Consider the following 17,761-nt stretch of genomic DNA (forward strand, 5'->3'; position numbering starts at 1 on the left):
GGCTCGTGCCAATGCCAAGCTCAAGCTTTGTTTTATCAGATTGATGCTCAAAAGACTAGCTGCTACCTAAAAAAGATATCAAATGGGTTCTATAAAGGCGCACAGCTAGTTGTGCGCCCCTACTGTGTGTTGCATCTAAAATAAAATTGCTAATTTTGATAAGCGTAGGTGTAGACATCGCCTCCACCTTATTGGATGCAAAATCCAGATTAATACCAGGTTAAAAATAACTTTAAGTAATACCTTAGTAAGTTGGCAATAAATAAAGTGAACTATTAAAGCTTGTCATTTGTTATTTACAAGTAGTGAAGGCTGCTGATACAACGCCGCATCAGCAGCCTTCACTAGTGGCAGTTATGTTAGCTATGTTTATTTATACCCACCTATCTAATCACCATCCAGAGATAATGTATTATTTATCACAATTAAATAGCTAATTTCAGAACAGGTAAGTAACTGTTGAATAACTGTTTTAAAACATGAAACAATGAGGAGATAGCTAAGACAGTAAAGAAAAAAGCACGTAGATAATTAGCGATATGAAGCAATCTAAGAGTAATCGGAAACGCGGACTTGTCCTAACGATCGCTGGGCTAAAGCGTTTACAAGCAGTAATTTTGGTGATGGAGAAGGTTCAAAATAATGGCAATCACTTCACTCTAGAAGATTTAGCCGATCGCATGAATGTTTCCACGAAAACCCTAAATCGATTATGGTCGTTGAATACAGGGGTGGATCAAAAAACCCTGAAATTGTGCTTTACCGCCTTTAACCTAGAATTATACAGGGAAGACTATGCAATTTTAAGGGAGCCGAATAATACTGAAATTTCTAGAACTTTATCACTCGGTTTTGATACACAAGAGAAAGAAATGCCTCAGTCTTTATCCTTGGATCTATTTACTACTCAGCATCATAGTCAACTCGAAAATCTTTGGTCATACCCAGACGGCCCTGTACCTCTAGATTCGCCCTTTTATGTCGAACGTTCTCCCATTGAGGAATTAGTTTATCGAGAAATAATTCAACCAGGCTGTGTAATCCGAATTCGAGCGCCAAGAGAGATGGGTAAAAGTTCTCTTGTGCTGCGGCTGTTAGCCTTTGCCAAAATGCAAGGTTATCGCCCGGTGAACCTAAATTGCAAGCAAATTGAGGCAAGCTGTCTGACAAACTTAAACAAGCTTTTGCGTTCTTTTTGCTGGCAAATTGCAATAGCATTAGGCATAGAACCCAAGCTAGATGACAATTGGGATGAAGAAATCGGCTGTAAGTTGAGTTGCAGTTTATACTTGCAATCTTATTTGCTCAAGCAGAATAAAAGTCCAGTGGTTTTAGTGTTAAATGAGGTTGACCGCTTTTTTGAATATCCTGAAATTGCTCAAGAGTTCTTTGGTTTGTTGCGTTCTTGGTATGAGGACGCACGACAAGATACCCAATTACACAAACTAAGGCTAGTGGTTGTTTACTCTACAGAAGTGTACGTCTCCCTGGATATCAACCGTTCCCCATTTAATATCGGACTACCGATTCATCTGCCAGAATTTACTAAGCCTCAAATCGAATATTTAGCCCAACGGCATGGGCTAGACTGGACTTCTGGTGACGAGGCTACACAACTGATGTCTCTGGTGGGGGGACATCCAGCCCTAATTCGCATTGCTCTGTATTATCTCTGCTGTCAAAGAATTACTTTAGAAGAACTGGTACAGGAAGCGATCGCTAACGGCGGCATCTACCGTTATCATTTATGGCGACACTGGGCAATCTTGCAAGAAAATCCCAGTTTGGTAAGAGCATATATTGAAGTTGTGAGCGAAAAGCAAAGCATTTCTCTCAATCCCATTGATGCTCATAAGCTCGAAAGCTTGGGGCTGATAACTTATGAAGGCGATCGCATCCTACCGCGTTGCCAACTCTACCGTGCTTACTTTAAAAAACAACTAGACGTTGCTGAATTTGAATATAAATCATTGCAGAAACGTGCTTGAAACAACTCTCAAGTACTTTTTATCTCACGTCTCTATGCTCATGAAAATTCTGGGCAAAGAAATTATCTGCCCAGAATTTTCATGAACGTCAATCTTACTTTTCTTTAACGAAAAAGAATTAACTATTTGACCAATAAAGCTGATAATCCTCGATAAAAAATGTTCCATTATTGGAAGACATTTTGAAAAAGAAGTAATAATCTCCTGGCTCCCAAATACTAAATTCCTGCTCTTGTTCTTGAGCAGTAGCTGTCGAACCACCGTTGGGAATGGTCATGCTAGCAGTTTGTGTTCCGTTCTGCGCTCTCATCAGAAAAACTTCTAACAGGGAAAAACCCTGTAGTTCGGCAGAATAACGAATTCTGAAGCGGATTTTTCCTCCATTTCGGAGAGTCTTTTGAACAGAAAAATTTTCAGTTTGAATGGGATTTCCAGACAGTTTAATGCCCTGGTCTTGTGTTAAGATATAGACATGATTTCCATCGACTGAACTCATTAATTTTCCTCCTCAAAAGTAATAGGGTCTATTGAGATAGTTACATTCTTGACAAATGTATTTTGGTAAGAATTCAGTCCGGGCTAAAGCCCCCGCTATCACTAACAGGAGTCAGAATTTAGAAAGAGTCTAATATGATTGGTAAGTAAGTGGGTCAAATTAAATATAAAATTCACCCTGTCTCCGGCTTCCCTCTCCTTAGTAAGGAGAGGGATTGAGGGTGAGGTTTGATCTTATATTTAATTACGCCTACCTACTTGTATGCGATTAATCAAGTTTTATTTTGATTCTCTAATTATTCTGATTTCTGAATTATGACTACTGAATTTTTACTATCCCTATCCCGTTTGTATTTTCCCGTCATTGCCAAGAAAATGCAATGACAGATAAGACAGTTAAGACAGTTAAGAAAATAGTTAAAAAATTGATTGTAAAAAAAATAATCTAGACTTAACAATTAACTATATCAATCTAATTTTATCAAAATAGAATTCAGGAGTCAGGAGTCAGAATGGGCTAAATGCCCATTCTGACTCCTGAATTCTGGATTTGGAATTCTTCTTCAAGAAACTTGTATATCTTGTAGCTTTGCCACCATTTCTGCACGCGCCGAAACCTTCAACTTACGAAACATCCTCTTCAAAGCTTGTTTGACAGAATTTTGCGTAATCCAAAGTTTTTCCCCAATTTCTGCATTTGTTAACCCCTGCGCCACTAACTCGGCAATTTGTAACTCACGTGCTGTTAGAGGATTTACTAAAAGGGAATGGAATATTTTTGGTTTTGTCCGCAGAGTTGCCATTTTTGCTGACAAATGAATGCATAAGGCACTCAAATCGGCTAAATCATTGCCATTAAAAGGAGGATTTCCCTTATCACGAGCTAAGTTGAGCGTTCCGACAAGACGACCATTGCAAACAATTGGCCCACTCATGACGTGTTCGTGATCGGAACGCGAACAAAAATGTTTCCAGTCTGCTGGTGATAATAATAACTGTTCGTGGGCGGGAGCGTGACGCTCAACCACATAGCGCCCGACTGGATTGCTTTCTAAGCATACTGCTGGAATACCTTGAACATCGATTTCAGATGTTGGTTGCTCATCTAGGAAATAAATGCCCCAATTTTGCACGCCAAAATGCTCACCAATTTGATCCGTTAGAGCTAGCTTTAATTCTTGCTCATTTCGGACATTAGCGATCGCATCAAATACAGCGTGAAGAAAATTAACCATAAGTGTACCCAGTTGGGGACTATCCAAGCCTCAACAATTACTTCTATGCTAATACCAACGAAACTAAAACGCTAATTACAGTAGGACTAGGAGAAGCAACATGACAGTTACACAACTCTCTGCTCAGGAACTTTTCCGGGCTGCTTATGAGAACCGCTATACTTGGGACAAGAATTTCCCAGGCTATACTGCAAATATTACCTTTAAACATGAGGATAAAGTTTTTACAGGCAAAGTGATCATCACTGCCAATCTCAAAGCCGAAGTTTTAGATGTAGATGATGAGTCAGCCCAGAAAGCAATTCATGGTCAAGCCTGGGAGATAGCAATTCACCGCGTCCGCCGCAACTTTGAAGACACCCACAGCGCCAATACATTTAACTATGGTAAAACTGATGAAACTGGTGCGGTTGAGCTTTTAATGGGTGGTAAGGCCGAGGGCGATAAATACAAAGTCCGCAATAATGAAGTCTGCCATGTTCACCGTCTAATTCACGGTACTTTCGTGACAATTGACACTTTCAGCAGTCACGACACTGGAGAAGGCTATTTATCCCACCGCTATGACTCTGTGTATCATGACCCCAAAACTGGGGAACAAAAGGGCGGTAGAAGCGAATTTATTGATGAATATGAAAAAGTTGGTGACTATTTCATTCTAAATCGTCGGGAAATTCGCACCGAGACAGCAGGACAAGTCTCTATTCAAGAATTTGTCTTCTCTGACATCAAATTGTTGGAACCTGTTGCTGCTTAAGTTTTATTTGGAAATTTAACAATTAGCGATCGCTCCTTTAAACTAAAGAGCGATCGCTTTTATTTTTTATGCACTCACAATATAAGGCGATTCAATCGCCGCTACACGACCAGCATCAAGCAAGGCTTGATATACCATAACTGTTACCTCTGCGCGTGTAGCATCGCGGGTAGGATTGAGTTGTTTAAGGTTCGGGTGATTGACGATAATCCCCTTGTCTATAGCTTTTACGACCTCATCTTTAGCATAATCAGGAATCTTTGCTTGGTCATCAAAAGCTTTGATAGATGCTGTACCATCAGCAGATAATTTCAACCCATTCACTAGGGAGACAATCACTTGCACGCGCTGGATATTTTTGTTGGGGCCGAAGGTATTGTCAGGAAAACCAGAGAGAAATAAACCTTGATATGCCTGTTGAATTACCTTGGATGCCCAAAATTCTGCTGGTACATCTTTGAATTTGATTGCAGGGCGATTTAGTGGTGGGTTGAAAGCTTTTACCAGTAATGCTGCATATTGCCCCCGTGTCATTGTAGCATCAGGTTTAAATGTGCGATCGGGAAAACCATTAACTATTCCCAATTTGACTAATTCCCGAATAAAGCCACCCGCCCAATGATTACTAATATCGGTTAATTCGATAGTGGGAGTTGGCGTTGGAGTCGGAGTTGGAGTTGGTGTCGGAGTTGGTGTCGGAGTTGGTGTCGGAGTTGGTGTCGGAGTTGGTGTCGGAGTTGGTGTCGGAGTTGGTGTCGGAGTTGGTGTCGGAGTTGGTGTCGGAGTTGGTATCGGAGTTGGAGTTGGCGTTGGTGTCGGCGTGGGAACCGAACTATCTGCAAACTCTATGTTTCCTGTGACTTTAGACGGATTTATTTTATTTCCCACAGAAACCAGCTTATTGGAACTGGCATTTTGCAAATCGAATTTGCCGTTATTTTGTAGAGTATTCCCTCCTGGATTATTGGTACTGCCAATATCCGGTAGGGCAGTTCCAATTACGGTGATGCCATCGTCAGTGTTATTTTCGCTGACATTGTTACGCAATACAGGGCGAGTACTGCCAGAGATAACAATTCCAGAACGGTTTTCCGAAAGTTTGTTATCTCGAAGTGTAGGTGATGCAGTATCACTAATGGCGATGCCAAAACCAGTTTTGACACAAGTATTACCTTGAATTTGACCTTTGGAATTTTTAGCGATCGCAATTCCATTGGCTGCATTCTCTCTGAACACATTATTTAGAATAACTGGGTTAGCATCACCTGTAGCAAATACTCCCTCCCGCTTACAGTTGATAAAGGTGCTATTAGCAACAGTAGGGGCCGTTGATTCAATCCAGACACCACTACCACGGCTAGCCGAATTTGTTACAGTTACCCCCCGTAATTCAGCATTGTCTAACAGCACAAATGTGACATTCTGACCAGCAAATGTACGGCTTAGGTAGTTACCACTCCCTTCAATCAAAATGCCATTACCAATGTTTGTTTCATCACCCACTACTGTCACACCCGATGGAACGGTTAGCGGAAATATTTCACCGCTAACAGCATTGTAATTACCATTTGCTAGTTGAATTTTGGTTTTATCTGTAGCTACCTTAAGGGCTTGGGTAATAGTTTTGAACGGGGCTTGTTGGCTACCAACGTTGGTATCACTACCTGATACTGGATTTACATAAAAAGTCTGAGCCATATTTATACTTCCAAAAAATACATAGCTATCCTAACGCTAACCAAGAAACTGGGTAGCGGTTGATGCATTAAGTAACTTAAAGTACTTCTCACTGCAAAGTTAAAAAATTATGCTAATGCAAAAGTCATTGCATTAATTTAAATTAATATTTTATACATAATGTTAAGCAAATTTAGAGAATATCACCCAAGCTAATTAAAAGGTTTACGCTGACTGGATATTTTAATAGAATAATCTCATCATAAAGATTCGCAGAAATATCAATGGACTGGATTACACTACTGCGATCGCTACAGTCTGATTTTATTAAAAGGTTAACATCTGGTTGTTTGCTCCATTGTGAAACAGAAGGTCAACATAGTGAATTAACTATAATATCTGGAGAAAGATTAAAGGCACTACGAGAATTTTGCTGGTTGATGGCTGAGAAATACAAGCGTGTTTCGCCAGTCCGTGACGTTTTTATCAGCTATCTCAAAGGTAAATTGGGTGAGGAAGTTGTTAAAGAACGTTTAGCAGATTTTATTACTGAAGTCGATTATGAGAAGCGATTCGGCGGCGATGGCAATATAGATTTTACCTTGACTTCTGACCCATCTATTGGTATAGAAGTTAAATCTCGTCACGGTAATATTGATAGAGTTAGATGGTCAATTAGTTCTGAAGAAGTTGAAAAAAATGCAGTTGTAGTTTGCATTTTTATTCAAGAAGATGTGAGTGAAGCACAATCTCAGTATCACCTTTTTTTGGCTGGCTTTCTACCAACCCGGATGATTAAATTAAAAACTGGTAAAATTTCCTTTGGGATAGACCAATTACTCTATGGTGGTGGCTTACTTTGTTATTTAGAACAGTTACAATCTTCTCTAAATAACTCTTCTCAGCAACAACCATCAATTTACAAATATCTTCCGAAACCGGAAATTTTATCTAAGCCAGCGAATAATCAGTTGCTCAAATCTTTTTTTCAACCTGAATATAGTAATGAAGATTTAAATACACTTTATATAAAATTGGGAGATGAATGTTTTGAGAAAGGAGAATATCCCAATGCGATCGCTAACTATAATAAAGCCTTAAAAGTAAAATTTAGCGATATTGATTTATATTATAAACGAGGTTTGGCTCACTATCAACTAGGAGATTATGAAGCTGCGATCGCAGATTATTCTCAAGCAATCTATATAAATATTCATGATGCTAAATCTTATAATAAACGAGGTTTAGCTCTATCTCAACTGGGGCGATTAGAAGAAGCGATTAATGATTATACAGAGGCTATCAGAATTAACCCTAATGTTGCAGTTGCTTATAAAAACCGGGCTGAAGCTCGTTCTCATGTAGGAGATAACCAAGGAGCAATTGAAGATTATACCCAGGCGATTAAAATTAACCCTCATTATGCTGATGCTTATAAAAATCGGGGAATTGCTCGTTATTTATTAGGTTCTCAGCCAGCATTTCCCCAAGCAATCAAGATTAATCCTCAAGATGCCATAGCTTATAAAAAACGTGGTAATGCTCGTTCTGATTTAGGAGATTTTGAAGGAGCAATTGAAGATTATACTCAGTCAATTCAGATTAATCCTAATTATGCCGATGCTTACTACAACCGTGGTAATGCTCGTTCCGATTTAGGAGATTTTCAGGGAGCAATTGAAGATTATACTCAAGCAATCCAGATTAATTCAAATTATGCCGATGCTTATTACAATCGTGGCAATATCCGTTTAGAAATAGCAGATAAACAGCAAGCAATTGAAGATTTTCAAAAAGCGGCCGATATCTATCGTAAAGAAGGTAAGCTAGAAGCGCTCAAAGATACACGAGAAATAATATTAGATTTAGAAATAGAAGAATCATTAGATATTTTAAAATTCTAGGCAATCAATTTATTGTAGAGACGGCGATTCATCGCGTCTCTACAATAAATTCAGATACCCGACTTCTTTAAGAAGCCGGGTATCTAATGGATTCGCTTACTTAGCTCAAAAAACCGTTCCAGTTTCTTTCAAATAAACCCGTGTAAATGGTTCATCTTCAGCCAAAGTATAATCTTCAATCAACCCTTTGCGACGGACAGAGATACCGTTACCTTTTCTAATTATCACAGTAGAGCTATCAAAGACATCCCGCGCCAGTATCATTTCAGTTTCCGTGGGATTATCCAAAACGACAATATTACTACTCCGGTAAAACATCCCGTCTTCATCTAAGATTTCTTCCGCATACTCGGCAATTAGCAAATCAAGTTTGGGATGGCGCAGCAAAGTTTGGACGTTGCTATTGTAGTTTTTGCCTAATACTTTTTTCGAGCGATTCACAAAAACTGCATCACGACAAACGGCCCCTACCGTCAAGTCGGGATGTTGCAAAAGGATATGGTCAATGGTTTCTTGCAGTTCTTCAACTGAGATTTTATTAAAGGTAATAATCGGTATCCTCGCATCTGTATCCGACTCAAAAAAGGTTTCTAAAATATGAGAAGGTACATCAACACTTTCACCTTCACAAGGTTTAAGATGCATTAAAACTCCCGGTGCAGCATTAATTTCTAGGATAGCGAAGTTACTCGATTTCCAAGATTCTGCGAGACTTTTAGTCATGACATCAATCCCCAGACAAGTCAGTTGAAAGTGTTGGGCAATATCTTGCGCCAAGATAATATTGTCAGCATGAACTGTTTGGGTTGCATCAATGCTCATACCTCCGGCTGAAAGATTGGCAACTTTACGCAGATAAACAGTGCGTCCTTTTTCAATCACGCTGTCTAACGATAAACGCTGTTCCTCTAAGTAAAGTTCCATCGCTTCATCAATCTGAATTTTACTCATCGGTGAGGTAGGCGTGTCTAAACGTTCAGGTTTGCGGTTCTCTAGACGGATTAATTCTGCAAGCGTTAAGTAGCCATCACCGACAACCGATGCTGGACGGCGTTCTGTGGCGGCGACAAATCTGCCATTGACACACAACATGCGAAAATCCGATCCAGAAATACTTTTCTCAACAATTATCCGAGTTAGTTGATCTTCAGGAATCGCTGCTAATGCCCTATAATAAGCAGATTCCACTTCTTTTGAGTCTTGTACGTCAGCCGTAACCCCAATTCCTTTGTGACCTACCACTGGCTTAACTGCCACTGGGTAGCCAATTTTTCTTGCCGTGGCCAAGGCATCTTTTTCAGTAAAGACGATATCGCCTTCAGGGACTGGGAAACCCAAGGTTTTTAAAAATGCCTTGCAGTCATCCTTACGGGTGGTGAACTCCGAATCTAGATGACTATCACAGTTAAATGTTGTCGCTACTCCCCGGACGTGTTTTTTTCCAAAGCCGTATTGCATTAACCCTTCTTCCCACAAGTAAAAGGCGGGAATACCTTTTTCGTAGGCTGTTCGCAATAGAGCGTAGACTGTCGGGCCACCATAGACGGATGCGCGGAATCTATTTTGCAGCCTCACTAGCTGCTCATCAAAGTCAAAGTCCTCGTCTTGGGTAACGGCTTCAAACCAATCCCAAACAAAATAAGCTACTTCTCTAGTTGTGCGTTCGTGTAGTGATTGGACGCTAATTCGCACGAAATCTGGATATGGTTTAACACTCCAACGGTTGAGGTGCAAATCCATGTCCAGTTTTCCGACTTCGGACACAACTTGGCCAAACAGATGGGCATGGGATTCGTAGCTTTGGCTGCCCAGATTTGGATAGCGATCGCCTATGCTTGCAATATAATCTTCAATGGGCAACGGCTCTCTAGAGTCAATTAGAGCAAAGTCAAATACTAGCGCCCCTGTATCTAAATAGGGGTTGGAGCCAATGTAATGCTTGAAGTTGAAAATATCGAATACATCCGTTCTTCTAGCATTAATGCGGACTAAATCACTGCTTTTCTGTAGAACCATTGATTACGAACCTTTGGCTAAACACCCTGAAATTTTTCTGCTGAGTTATCGTTACTCAGACTTATTGATTGTAGGTTGCTTCACATTCATTTTGGAGAGTGATGGCAAAGCCATTGATCTAATCAGAACATACATTAACCCTATTAGTAAGCATTTTTAACTATCTCAAGGCATAATTAAATTCCCCTTTCTCAGCAAAGAATAAAGAATAGTCACTTCATCCTCATGAATAGTCAAAGATATAACCTTTGAAAGGTGCAATATCCATCACCGAGGTTGTATAAATAGATATGTTGTATTGAAAAAACAGCAAAGACAGCAAAGTATGAATAGCACAGAAGCTGCTCTAAGAGACGAAATTCGAGAACTTGCTGAGGAAGCTTTTCACCAAAAGCTGATCTCTGGACACGGTGATGGGCCAGACACAAACGAGTATCAAATTGTCTACCAAGGCAAACCCAGGCATCTCCCACTGGAACAAGCACGTTTTTTCTTGACTAACTTGCTCTACAGAAGTCGCATTCATTAGGACTCATAATCAGATATCTAATTGCACCCAGCTAGGGTTAATACCAACAATTACAAAATAAATTTTCAATCGGCAATTAGCAACATAGTCAACAACGCCTCTAGAAGATATTTTTAGAGGCAGTTGCTCTTGGGTTTTTATTTAGTCAAGGAAAACTAATTTTGAGTGGGAGCTATTTTTTATGTATTTTTCCTGAAAAATCTTTTGGTTTAATTGCGATGTCTAACGACAAGCCGCTTGCATCTACGCAAATTTTGATACTACCTTCTATCAGGTAATCTACCACAGGGATGATTTGATAGTTGAGTATGTCATGGTTTAGTGAAATTTATTAACTCACATCAGGGGGCATCATGGTGGAAAGTAATCCCAAACGGCAGCTGGTAATTATTGGGGGAGCTGAAGATAAGGAAGGGGATTGCCAAATTCTGCGGGACTTTGTGCGACGGGCTGGGGGTACGAAGGCATACATTGCGATTATGACGGCAGCGACAGAATTACCAAGAGAAGTGGGAGAAAATTATATTAGAGTATTTCAGAGGTTGGGAGCTGAGAATGTTCGCATTCTTGATACAGAAACCCGCGAAGACGCATCTTCATCTACCGCATTGGAAGCAATTAATAAATCAACTGGGGTATTTTTTACCGGCGGAGATCAAGCTCGCATCACCAACATCCTTAAGGATACCGAAATCGATGTGGCCATTCATAAACGGTTTGCGGAAGGTATAGTTATCGCAGGCACAAGCGCCGGAGCGGCCGTGATGCCAGATAAAATGATCGTGGAAGGTGATTCGCAGACACATCCTCGAATTGAAACTGTCGAAATGGGCCCTGGTCTAGGCTTTTTACCAGGGGTGGTAATTGACCAGCATTTTTCCCAACGCGGACGCTTGGGACGCTTAATTTCAGCTTTAATACTAGAACCTGCTGTTTTGGGGTTCGGTATTGACGAAAATACCGCTATGGTAGTCACTGATAACCAAGTTGAAGTGATTGGTGAAGGTGCGGTGACTATTGTTGATGAATCAGAGGCTACATACAACAATATGGGCGAAATTTTGAAGGATGAGTCTTTGGCGATTTTTGGAGCAAAGCTTCATATCTTGCCAAATGGCTTCAAATTTGACTTGAAAACCCGCCAACCCATCTCCGGTAATGGCTCTGTGGCAAATCTCCCTGTATCTGTTGCTTAAATCAACACCCAATTTTTAACAGGTTTGATAATTAATACTTGTAGATTAGTGACATTTATCTTTTAAATATCCTTCCAAACACTTTTAGAGATAGGGGACATAGCCCCTCTTTTTTGGAGTAAAGGAAGGATTTATTATTATATATAGGACTTACGCAAAAAGGCAGTGAAAGCCTTGATTTACCGTAGGGGCAACACCTGATGAAAGATATCTTCTGCTTTTGGGAACACTAGATTTAACCACCAGACTTAACAGGAAGGGGGTAATGCCTAAAGGCAATGGAATAACAGAGCGAAAAATACAATTACCCATAACATACCTAAAACCAGTGAAGCGTAATACAATTACCCATGAATTTGACTCTGGTTCACAAGCAGAAATAGTATCTCCACAGGAAAGTGATGACAATTTATCGGAAGCGTCTAAGCTACTACGGCAAGGAATTAAACAGCAGCAAACTGGTGAATTAATAGCGGCGCTGAAGTCTTTACAACAATCCTTGGGGCTATTTCAGGCAGTTGGAGATTTGCAAAAACAGGCACAGGCGCTTTCTTTTTTAGGATTGGTAACTTACAGCGCTGGAGATTATAAGGGTGCTATCTCTTACTCAGAGCAGTGTTTGTCTTTGCTGAATAATACCTCAGATTTAGTATTGCAAATGCAGGCACTTTCCCATTTAGGCAATTCATACCGTCACCTGAATGACCATAATAAGGCTATTGAGTTTCTGCAAAAGTGTTTGAAAATAACGCAACAGCTGCAAGACAAACGGAGTCAAGTGGCAGCACTGAATAATTTGGGATTGGTATATAAAGCTTTGAGCAACTTTACAGAGGCTATTGAGTATCAGCAGCAAAGCCTAGAGATTGTGCGGGAACTCAAAGATAACTGGGGCGAGGAACAGGTACTGAAAAATTTGGGTAATGCTTGGTATGCTTTGAATAATTACCCAAAAGCGATCGCCTATTATGAACAGTGTGTAGTACTGGCACGCTCCTTAAAAAATGTTCGCAGTGCTTTGCAGGTGCTAAAAAATCTAGGGAATGCTTGTTATGCTTTAGGTGATTATCCTAAAGCCATTAAGTATTATGAAGATCGATTGGAATTAGCTAGAGAGATTCAAGACAAACGTAGCGAGGAACAGTCTTTAGGTAGTTTAGGAGTTGCTTGTGAAGCTTTGGGTGACTATAACAAAGCAATTACATATTATGAACAACGTTTGCTGTTAGCTAGAAATATCAAAGATCGTCGCAGTGAAGAAGAAGCTCTCGATCGTCTGAGGGTCGCTTGCTACGCCTTGGGTGATTATGCCAAAGCTATGCAATACCAGCAAGGAACATCTCCAAATAGTTAAAAAGCAAGAGAAGGAAATAATTCCAAATTACTCGCACAGATCCATTCACTCCATTGAATTTTGTTGCTGGAGATATCTGAGAACTTCTAATGTATCAACTTGGGGAAATTGGGCGTAAAAATTACTTACACTCCAGAAGGATTCTGGTGTTTCCAAGACAATTGTGCGATCGCCCCACTGTTCTAACCAAGGTAGCAATTTTTGTGGCGCTACTGGAGTACACAGCCAAACTGCTACTGGCGAAAGCATTTTGATGGCAGTTGCCGCTACTGCTATTGTCATACCTGTAGCAATGCCATCATCAACTAAAATGACCGTAGCATTCTCGGCATTCACCTGCGGACAAGCAGGAATTAATTGAGCCTCAAGAGACTTAGCTTGGTTGATGGCTTTATTTAAAGCGACTTCCCGCAATCGGGTATCATGTTGAGGGCGAAATAGCTTTTGATTGCTCCAAAGAACATTTCCAGAAGTAGTGACTGCACCAATTGCTAACTCTGGGTTTTCTGGATGGCTAATCTTTTTCGCTACAACGATTGTCAACGGACAATTCAAAAGACGTGCTATTGGTGCTGCAACTGGTACACCCCCTCTTGGCAAAGCATAAACAATTGGTACAGGCTTTACCCCAGAATCAATAGTTTGCTGAGTCAAAACATCATGAATCACTTGCGCCAATAATTCACCCGCATGGGTGCGATCGGCGAAAAATGGGGTATGTGACATGGTTTCCCCCAGCATCTTAGGACGGCACTGCTTTTATCATGACTGAATTTTGTCTCAAATTAACTGATACAATAAGATTTGTATAAATAATAAGTATTCAGCAAAAGTCTATTTATTCTGATAAATCTCCAATCAGAGCAGTATTTAACTCAGATAAGACAGATGGCGCTGATGCCAAAATCCTAATTTTCATGAGCAGCGAAACCCAACTTAGCCTCTTCGACGACTCAAGCTTTAACCAACGAGAACTGATTCCCACAGACGCGAAAATTGCGATCGCTCCGGGAACTTATTCTGATATAACGGAGTTGACACAGGATTGCGATCGTTGTCACCGTTGTCCATTAGGAGACACTCGTATTCATACTGTTGTCGGACGCGGTAATCTCAAAGCACCAATTATGGTTATAGGGGAAGCGCCTGGTCAAAATGAAGACGAAACAGGTTTACCATTTGTAGGTAGATCGGGGCAGTTACTGGAGAAAATTCTGGCATCCGTGAATCTGACTACTGAGGATGATGTATACATTGCCAATATTAATAAATGTCGCCCACCAGATAATAGAGTTCCTACTCCAACAGAAGTGGCTGCTTGTCTACCCTACTTACTAGAACAAATTCGCCTAGTTGACCCCAAAATAATCTTGTTGACAGGTGCAACTGCTGTCAAAGGCATCACTGGCGATAAGCGTGGGATTACGAAAATTCGCGGACAGTGGCTGGAGTGGGAAGGGCGTTTATGTATGCCAATTTTTCATCCTTCCTACTTACTGCGTAAACCTTCTAAAGAAAAAGGTGAGCCGAAATGGTTGATGTGGCAGGATATCCAGGCAGTGCGTGCCAAGTTAGACGAAATTCAAAATAACAATTAATTCCATATCTGATTATGCCAGAGTTTTGACTGTTAGGGAGGTTTTAAGAGTGCGATCGCTGGGAATAATACATGAAATATTAATTAGCTAAGCACTAATCGCACAAATGACCCAAGATCAAAACCCCAAACCAAAGTCTCTCACCGACTCCAATTCCCCCTCCTCGCTTGCGGGGAGGGGGTTAGGGGGTGGGGTTCCAGGATACCCTTGGCAAACCCCACACGAACTTTGGAAAAAACTTAAGCCATTAGCGCGACAGATGCGGTGTGAACTAACTCCAGCAGAAAAGTTACTTTGGCACAAGTTGAGAGACAAGCAACTTTTGGGTTTCAAGTTCCGCCGTCAGCAAACAATTGACCGTTTTATCGTCGATTTTTACTGTAATGAAGCGCAGTTAGTGGTGGAAGTAGATGGCGAAATTCATGATTACACCCAACAGGAAGATGCAATACGTCAAGAATTTTTGGAGAGTTTGGGGTTGCAGATCGTGCGATTTAGAAATGAGGATATTCTAGAGAGGATGGAGGGGGTGTTGCAGGATATTGCTAGTCACTTGCAGAGATAGAACCCCACCCCCAACCCCCTCCCCGCAAGCGAGGAGGGGGCTAATTATGTCGCTTTGCGTCATATTGACAATGGGTTACTTATCAGTCTTACCAGCCTTTTTCACTTCTAACCATCTCTCTCGCAGTCGCTTCAAGTTAGGAGGATGACCACCATAACGCCAACTAACATAGGCTTGGCTAATCTCATCTATGACTTCAGCACTTGCTGGGGCATGATGCTGGTACGATCCTCTGGCATACTCTAAGGGTGTTTGTGCTGGATGCTTCCCTAAACCTTTTTGGGTCGTCCATTGCAGCATTTGTTGATAAAGGCTTTCCATTGCTGGTAATTTCTTTAACCATCGACGGTTGCGCCACTGTCGCCACTGTCCCCAACCCAGCCAACCGAAGAAAGCTACTGTAGTTGTCAAGATTAAGCCAGTTAATACGCCAAACCAACCTTGAGAGAATAAAGCTAAAAACCAAGCGATCGCTCTAATCACCCACTTAAATATTGTCTCAAATACATTATTCAACAAACCTGTCACCGGAGAAGGCAACCAGCCAGCAACCCAATGCCATAACTGACGCAACACACTGAAAGTCTGAGTATCTTCTACTGATGGTGGTATAAGAGGATGATTGGGAATCGGGTCAAAGGCAAACCAGCCATATTTCGGAAAATATACTTCCGTCATCGCATAAGCGTCAGTATTACGGACAACATATAATCCTGTAAATGGATTAAATTCTCCCGAACTAAACCCTGCTACTAACCGCGATGGGATACCAATAGAACGTAGCATTACCGTGAGAACTGTTGAGAAGTGGTCTGGATAACCGCCTTTGTATTTAAATAAGAAAGCTTCTACTAAGTCATCTTTTTCTCCCAAATAAGGCAAATCTAAGGGATTTTGCGGAAGAGAGTAGCGTTGCTTTAAATATTGAGCTAAGTAGAGAGCTTTTTCATAAGGTGAATCCAGTCTTTTAGAAGACTTTGATACCCCTTCACGATTGTAGTCAGCAAGAATTTCTTCAGTGCGCTGTCGGACTTTTTCGGCAATTTCGGGAGGAATTTGCAGATAATGCTTCTTAATCTGTTGCGGATAATTAGTAGAAGCTTCACCTAACAAAGTGCGATCGCGGTATGGTACTTCAGAAATTACTGTGTAAGTGAGTCCTTGTGATAATTCCACAGGCGATCGCAATCCATTTTCTGTATCAACTGCAATCAGTGGTGTGGGAAAGTAAATCTCTTTGGGATAAGCCATCGCCGGAATTAAGTTAGGCAAATCGTCCACCACTGTATAAGTTTGGACTATCTCTTGGGTTTTACCAATAATCAGAGGTCGGTTAAGAAAAATTTGGTAAGACCAAGGCGATCGCCTCATAGTCATCACATTTTCATTCCGAGAGACTTCCCATCCTTTACCTGTATAACGATCAAATCCTAATACTCGCCAAAAACCCTCAGCTTGCGATCGCACCCGCATCACAACTTTAGGTTTCATCTCGCCCCGCAAGTTTTGGTTAATCTGGCTATTAAAACCGTAATAAAAATTATTATCTATTTTTCCCGGTTCACCTGTTTTATTTTGTCCCCTGCCACCGCTACCATTACCTTGATTATTACCACTACCTTGACGGACATAACCAGGATTAATGATACTACTACCTGTAAACTTGCCCTTTAACTCGATAGGAGAACTTACAGGAAAATTCCGTAACTGATAGCCAGGGAATCTCGGTAAAACAGCAAAAATTGCCAGTCCTAGACCGACAATTAGCAAAAAAGTTAGAATTAAAAATTTAAAATTAAGAGGTGAGGAATTCTTCTGATTGAATTTTTCCTTTTGATTTTTTAACGGCTGCAACCCCAAGCGTGAGCGATAATCTAATACTAAAGTTGGCAGAGCGATCGCTAAAAATAACAGCAACACAGGTGCAAATGCTAAAGTTTGACTTAGGGTTGCCGCCACACCTAATAAAATCAATCCTATAACAATCGAATAACCCAAATTTTTGCGGCGGGGCGTATCAAAGCTGTGCAACACCTGGAGTTGAATTAATAACTCCGCCAAACTCAACCGCGTATCATTCAATTCTCCTACTAACCGCCCAAAGAAACTACCAAGTGCTATTAACATGCCAATGGCGATGCAGAATTTAACTGCAACATTGGCATCGCGGCGACGATAGTGACTCCAAATCGCACCTACTAAACTCAGGGGTAACGCCCAAAAACTGAATGAAGTTTCCGCGGCGATATCCGTCGCCACAATTCCCAAAATAACCAACGCTAGCACCAGCGATCGCAAGTAAATCGAATCTTCTACTTCTATTAAAGGCGACTTCTGTAAATTTTGCCGCCAGAAATTACCTACAGGGACACGCCAGAACCGATTCATCCTAGATAAGTTGAGCATTTCGAGTCTAAATTATAGATGCCACGGACGAAACTCTTCGC

General features: G+C 40.9%; 14 protein-coding genes. 8 read left to right on the forward strand and 6 right to left on the reverse strand.

All coding sequences use genetic code 11. The features are described 5' to 3' along the window. Positions 1-539 precede the first annotated feature (539 nt). Positions 540-1,988, forward strand: coding sequence for an AAA-like domain-containing protein (locus tag V7K55_RS03645; protein WP_334828300.1), 1,449 nt, complete (start codon positions 540-542; stop codon positions 1,986-1,988). 118 nt (positions 1,989-2,106) lie between these two features. Here the strand turns inward: V7K55_RS03645 and V7K55_RS03650 are convergent, their stop codons facing one another. Together V7K55_RS03650 and V7K55_RS03655 are read right to left on the reverse strand one after the other, a co-directional pair. Continuing rightward, positions 2,107-2,484, reverse strand: coding sequence for a hypothetical protein (locus V7K55_RS03650; protein WP_334828302.1), 378 nt, complete (start codon positions 2,482-2,484; stop codon positions 2,107-2,109). Between the two features lie 562 nt (positions 2,485-3,046). Beyond that, entirely contained in the window at positions 3,047-3,718 is a 672-nt protein-coding gene (locus V7K55_RS03655; RefSeq protein WP_334828304.1) for a helix-turn-helix transcriptional regulator, read from the reverse strand. A gap of 100 nt (positions 3,719-3,818) precedes the next feature. Here V7K55_RS03655 and V7K55_RS03660 point away from each other — a divergent pair, with 100 nt between their 5' ends. Beyond that, positions 3,819-4,475 (forward strand): DUF3386 domain-containing protein, encoded by a 657-nt coding sequence (locus V7K55_RS03660; RefSeq protein WP_334828306.1) that lies wholly within the window; start codon positions 3,819-3,821, stop codon positions 4,473-4,475. Positions 4,476-4,541: 66 nt separating this feature from the next. Here the strand turns inward: V7K55_RS03660 and V7K55_RS03665 are convergent, their stop codons facing one another. Further along, positions 4,542-6,173 (reverse strand): DUF1565 domain-containing protein, encoded by a 1,632-nt coding sequence (locus tag V7K55_RS03665; RefSeq protein ID WP_334828308.1) that lies wholly within the window; start codon positions 6,171-6,173, stop codon positions 4,542-4,544. 263 nt (positions 6,174-6,436) lie between these two features. On the opposite strand from V7K55_RS03665, the gene V7K55_RS03670 reads away from it, so the two are divergent. Continuing rightward, positions 6,437-8,056, forward strand: coding sequence for a tetratricopeptide repeat protein (locus tag V7K55_RS03670; protein ID WP_334828311.1), 1,620 nt, complete (start codon positions 6,437-6,439; stop codon positions 8,054-8,056). A gap of 105 nt (positions 8,057-8,161) precedes the next feature. On the opposite strand, the gene V7K55_RS03675 is transcribed toward V7K55_RS03670, so the two are convergent. Further along, positions 8,162-10,072: an acetate--CoA ligase family protein gene (locus V7K55_RS03675; RefSeq protein WP_334828313.1), complete on the reverse strand. Its 1,911-nt coding sequence runs from the start codon at positions 10,070-10,072 to the stop codon at positions 8,162-8,164. A gap of 325 nt (positions 10,073-10,397) precedes the next feature. On the opposite strand from V7K55_RS03675, the gene V7K55_RS03680 reads away from it, so the two are divergent. The 3 genes from V7K55_RS03680 to V7K55_RS03690 all read left to right on the forward strand — a co-directional run bounded on the left by V7K55_RS03680 (position 10,398) and on the right by V7K55_RS03690 (position 13,151). Then, a complete protein-coding gene (locus V7K55_RS03680) occupies positions 10,398-10,601 on the forward strand; it encodes a hypothetical protein (RefSeq protein WP_334828315.1) in 204 nt (67 codons plus the stop codon). 353 nt (positions 10,602-10,954) lie between these two features. Beyond that, a complete protein-coding gene (locus tag V7K55_RS03685) occupies positions 10,955-11,797 on the forward strand; it encodes a cyanophycinase (protein WP_334828317.1) in 843 nt (280 codons plus the stop codon). Positions 11,798-12,062: 265 nt separating this feature from the next. Beyond that, positions 12,063-13,151 (forward strand): tetratricopeptide repeat protein, encoded by a 1,089-nt coding sequence (locus tag V7K55_RS03690; protein ID WP_442949060.1) that lies wholly within the window; start codon positions 12,063-12,065, stop codon positions 13,149-13,151. Positions 13,152-13,196: 45 nt separating this feature from the next. Here V7K55_RS03690 and V7K55_RS03695 read toward each other — a convergent pair whose 3' ends face one another. Further along, complete coding sequence (locus V7K55_RS03695; RefSeq protein WP_334828321.1) at positions 13,197-13,877, reverse strand: phosphoribosyltransferase; 681 nt, start codon at positions 13,875-13,877, stop codon at positions 13,197-13,199. A gap of 191 nt (positions 13,878-14,068) precedes the next feature. Here V7K55_RS03695 and V7K55_RS03700 point away from each other — a divergent pair, with 191 nt between their 5' ends. Further along, complete coding sequence (locus tag V7K55_RS03700) at positions 14,069-14,749, forward strand: uracil-DNA glycosylase (protein WP_334828323.1); 681 nt, start codon at positions 14,069-14,071, stop codon at positions 14,747-14,749. A 106-nt stretch (positions 14,750-14,855) separates the two neighbouring features. Then, positions 14,856-15,314 carry an endonuclease domain-containing protein gene (locus tag V7K55_RS03705; protein ID WP_334828325.1) on the forward strand — a complete coding sequence of 153 codons (459 nt, stop codon included), beginning with the start codon at positions 14,856-14,858 and terminating at the stop codon, positions 15,312-15,314. A 75-nt stretch (positions 15,315-15,389) separates the two neighbouring features. Here V7K55_RS03705 and V7K55_RS03710 read toward each other — a convergent pair whose 3' ends face one another. Next, complete coding sequence (locus tag V7K55_RS03710) at positions 15,390-17,720, reverse strand: transglutaminase TgpA family protein (RefSeq protein ID WP_334828327.1); 2,331 nt, start codon at positions 17,718-17,720, stop codon at positions 15,390-15,392. Positions 17,721-17,761 lie beyond the last annotated feature (41 nt).

This window comes from Nostoc sp., from assembly GCF_036919895.1.
Classification (GTDB): domain Bacteria; phylum Cyanobacteriota; class Cyanobacteriia; order Cyanobacteriales; family Nostocaceae; genus Nostoc.

Coding starts and splice junctions, on each gene's coding strand:
- V7K55_RS03700 (WP_334828323.1), top strand. CDS start 14,069: ATGAGCAGCGAAACCCAACTTAGCCTCTTCGACGACTCAAGCTTTAAC.
- V7K55_RS03710 (WP_334828327.1), bottom strand. CDS start 17,720: ATGCTCAACTTATCTAGGATGAATCGGTTCTGGCGTGTCCCTGTAGGT.
- V7K55_RS03675 (WP_334828313.1), bottom strand. CDS start 10,072: ATGGTTCTACAGAAAAGCAGTGATTTAGTCCGCATTAATGCTAGAAGA.
- V7K55_RS03680 (WP_334828315.1), top strand. CDS start 10,398: ATGAATAGCACAGAAGCTGCTCTAAGAGACGAAATTCGAGAACTTGCT.
- V7K55_RS03660 (WP_334828306.1), top strand. CDS start 3,819: ATGACAGTTACACAACTCTCTGCTCAGGAACTTTTCCGGGCTGCTTAT.
- V7K55_RS03670 (WP_334828311.1), top strand. CDS start 6,437: ATGGACTGGATTACACTACTGCGATCGCTACAGTCTGATTTTATTAAA.
- V7K55_RS03645 (WP_334828300.1), top strand. CDS start 540: ATGAAGCAATCTAAGAGTAATCGGAAACGCGGACTTGTCCTAACGATC.
- V7K55_RS03665 (WP_334828308.1), bottom strand. CDS start 6,173: ATGGCTCAGACTTTTTATGTAAATCCAGTATCAGGTAGTGATACCAAC.
- V7K55_RS03690 (WP_442949060.1), top strand. CDS start 12,063: ATGCCTAAAGGCAATGGAATAACAGAGCGAAAAATACAATTACCCATA.
- V7K55_RS03705 (WP_334828325.1), top strand. CDS start 14,856: ATGACCCAAGATCAAAACCCCAAACCAAAGTCTCTCACCGACTCCAAT.
- V7K55_RS03650 (WP_334828302.1), bottom strand. CDS start 2,484: ATGAGTTCAGTCGATGGAAATCATGTCTATATCTTAACACAAGACCAG.
- V7K55_RS03655 (WP_334828304.1), bottom strand. CDS start 3,718: ATGGTTAATTTTCTTCACGCTGTATTTGATGCGATCGCTAATGTCCGA.
- V7K55_RS03685 (WP_334828317.1), top strand. CDS start 10,955: ATGGTGGAAAGTAATCCCAAACGGCAGCTGGTAATTATTGGGGGAGCT.
- V7K55_RS03695 (WP_334828321.1), bottom strand. CDS start 13,877: ATGTCACATACCCCATTTTTCGCCGATCGCACCCATGCGGGTGAATTA.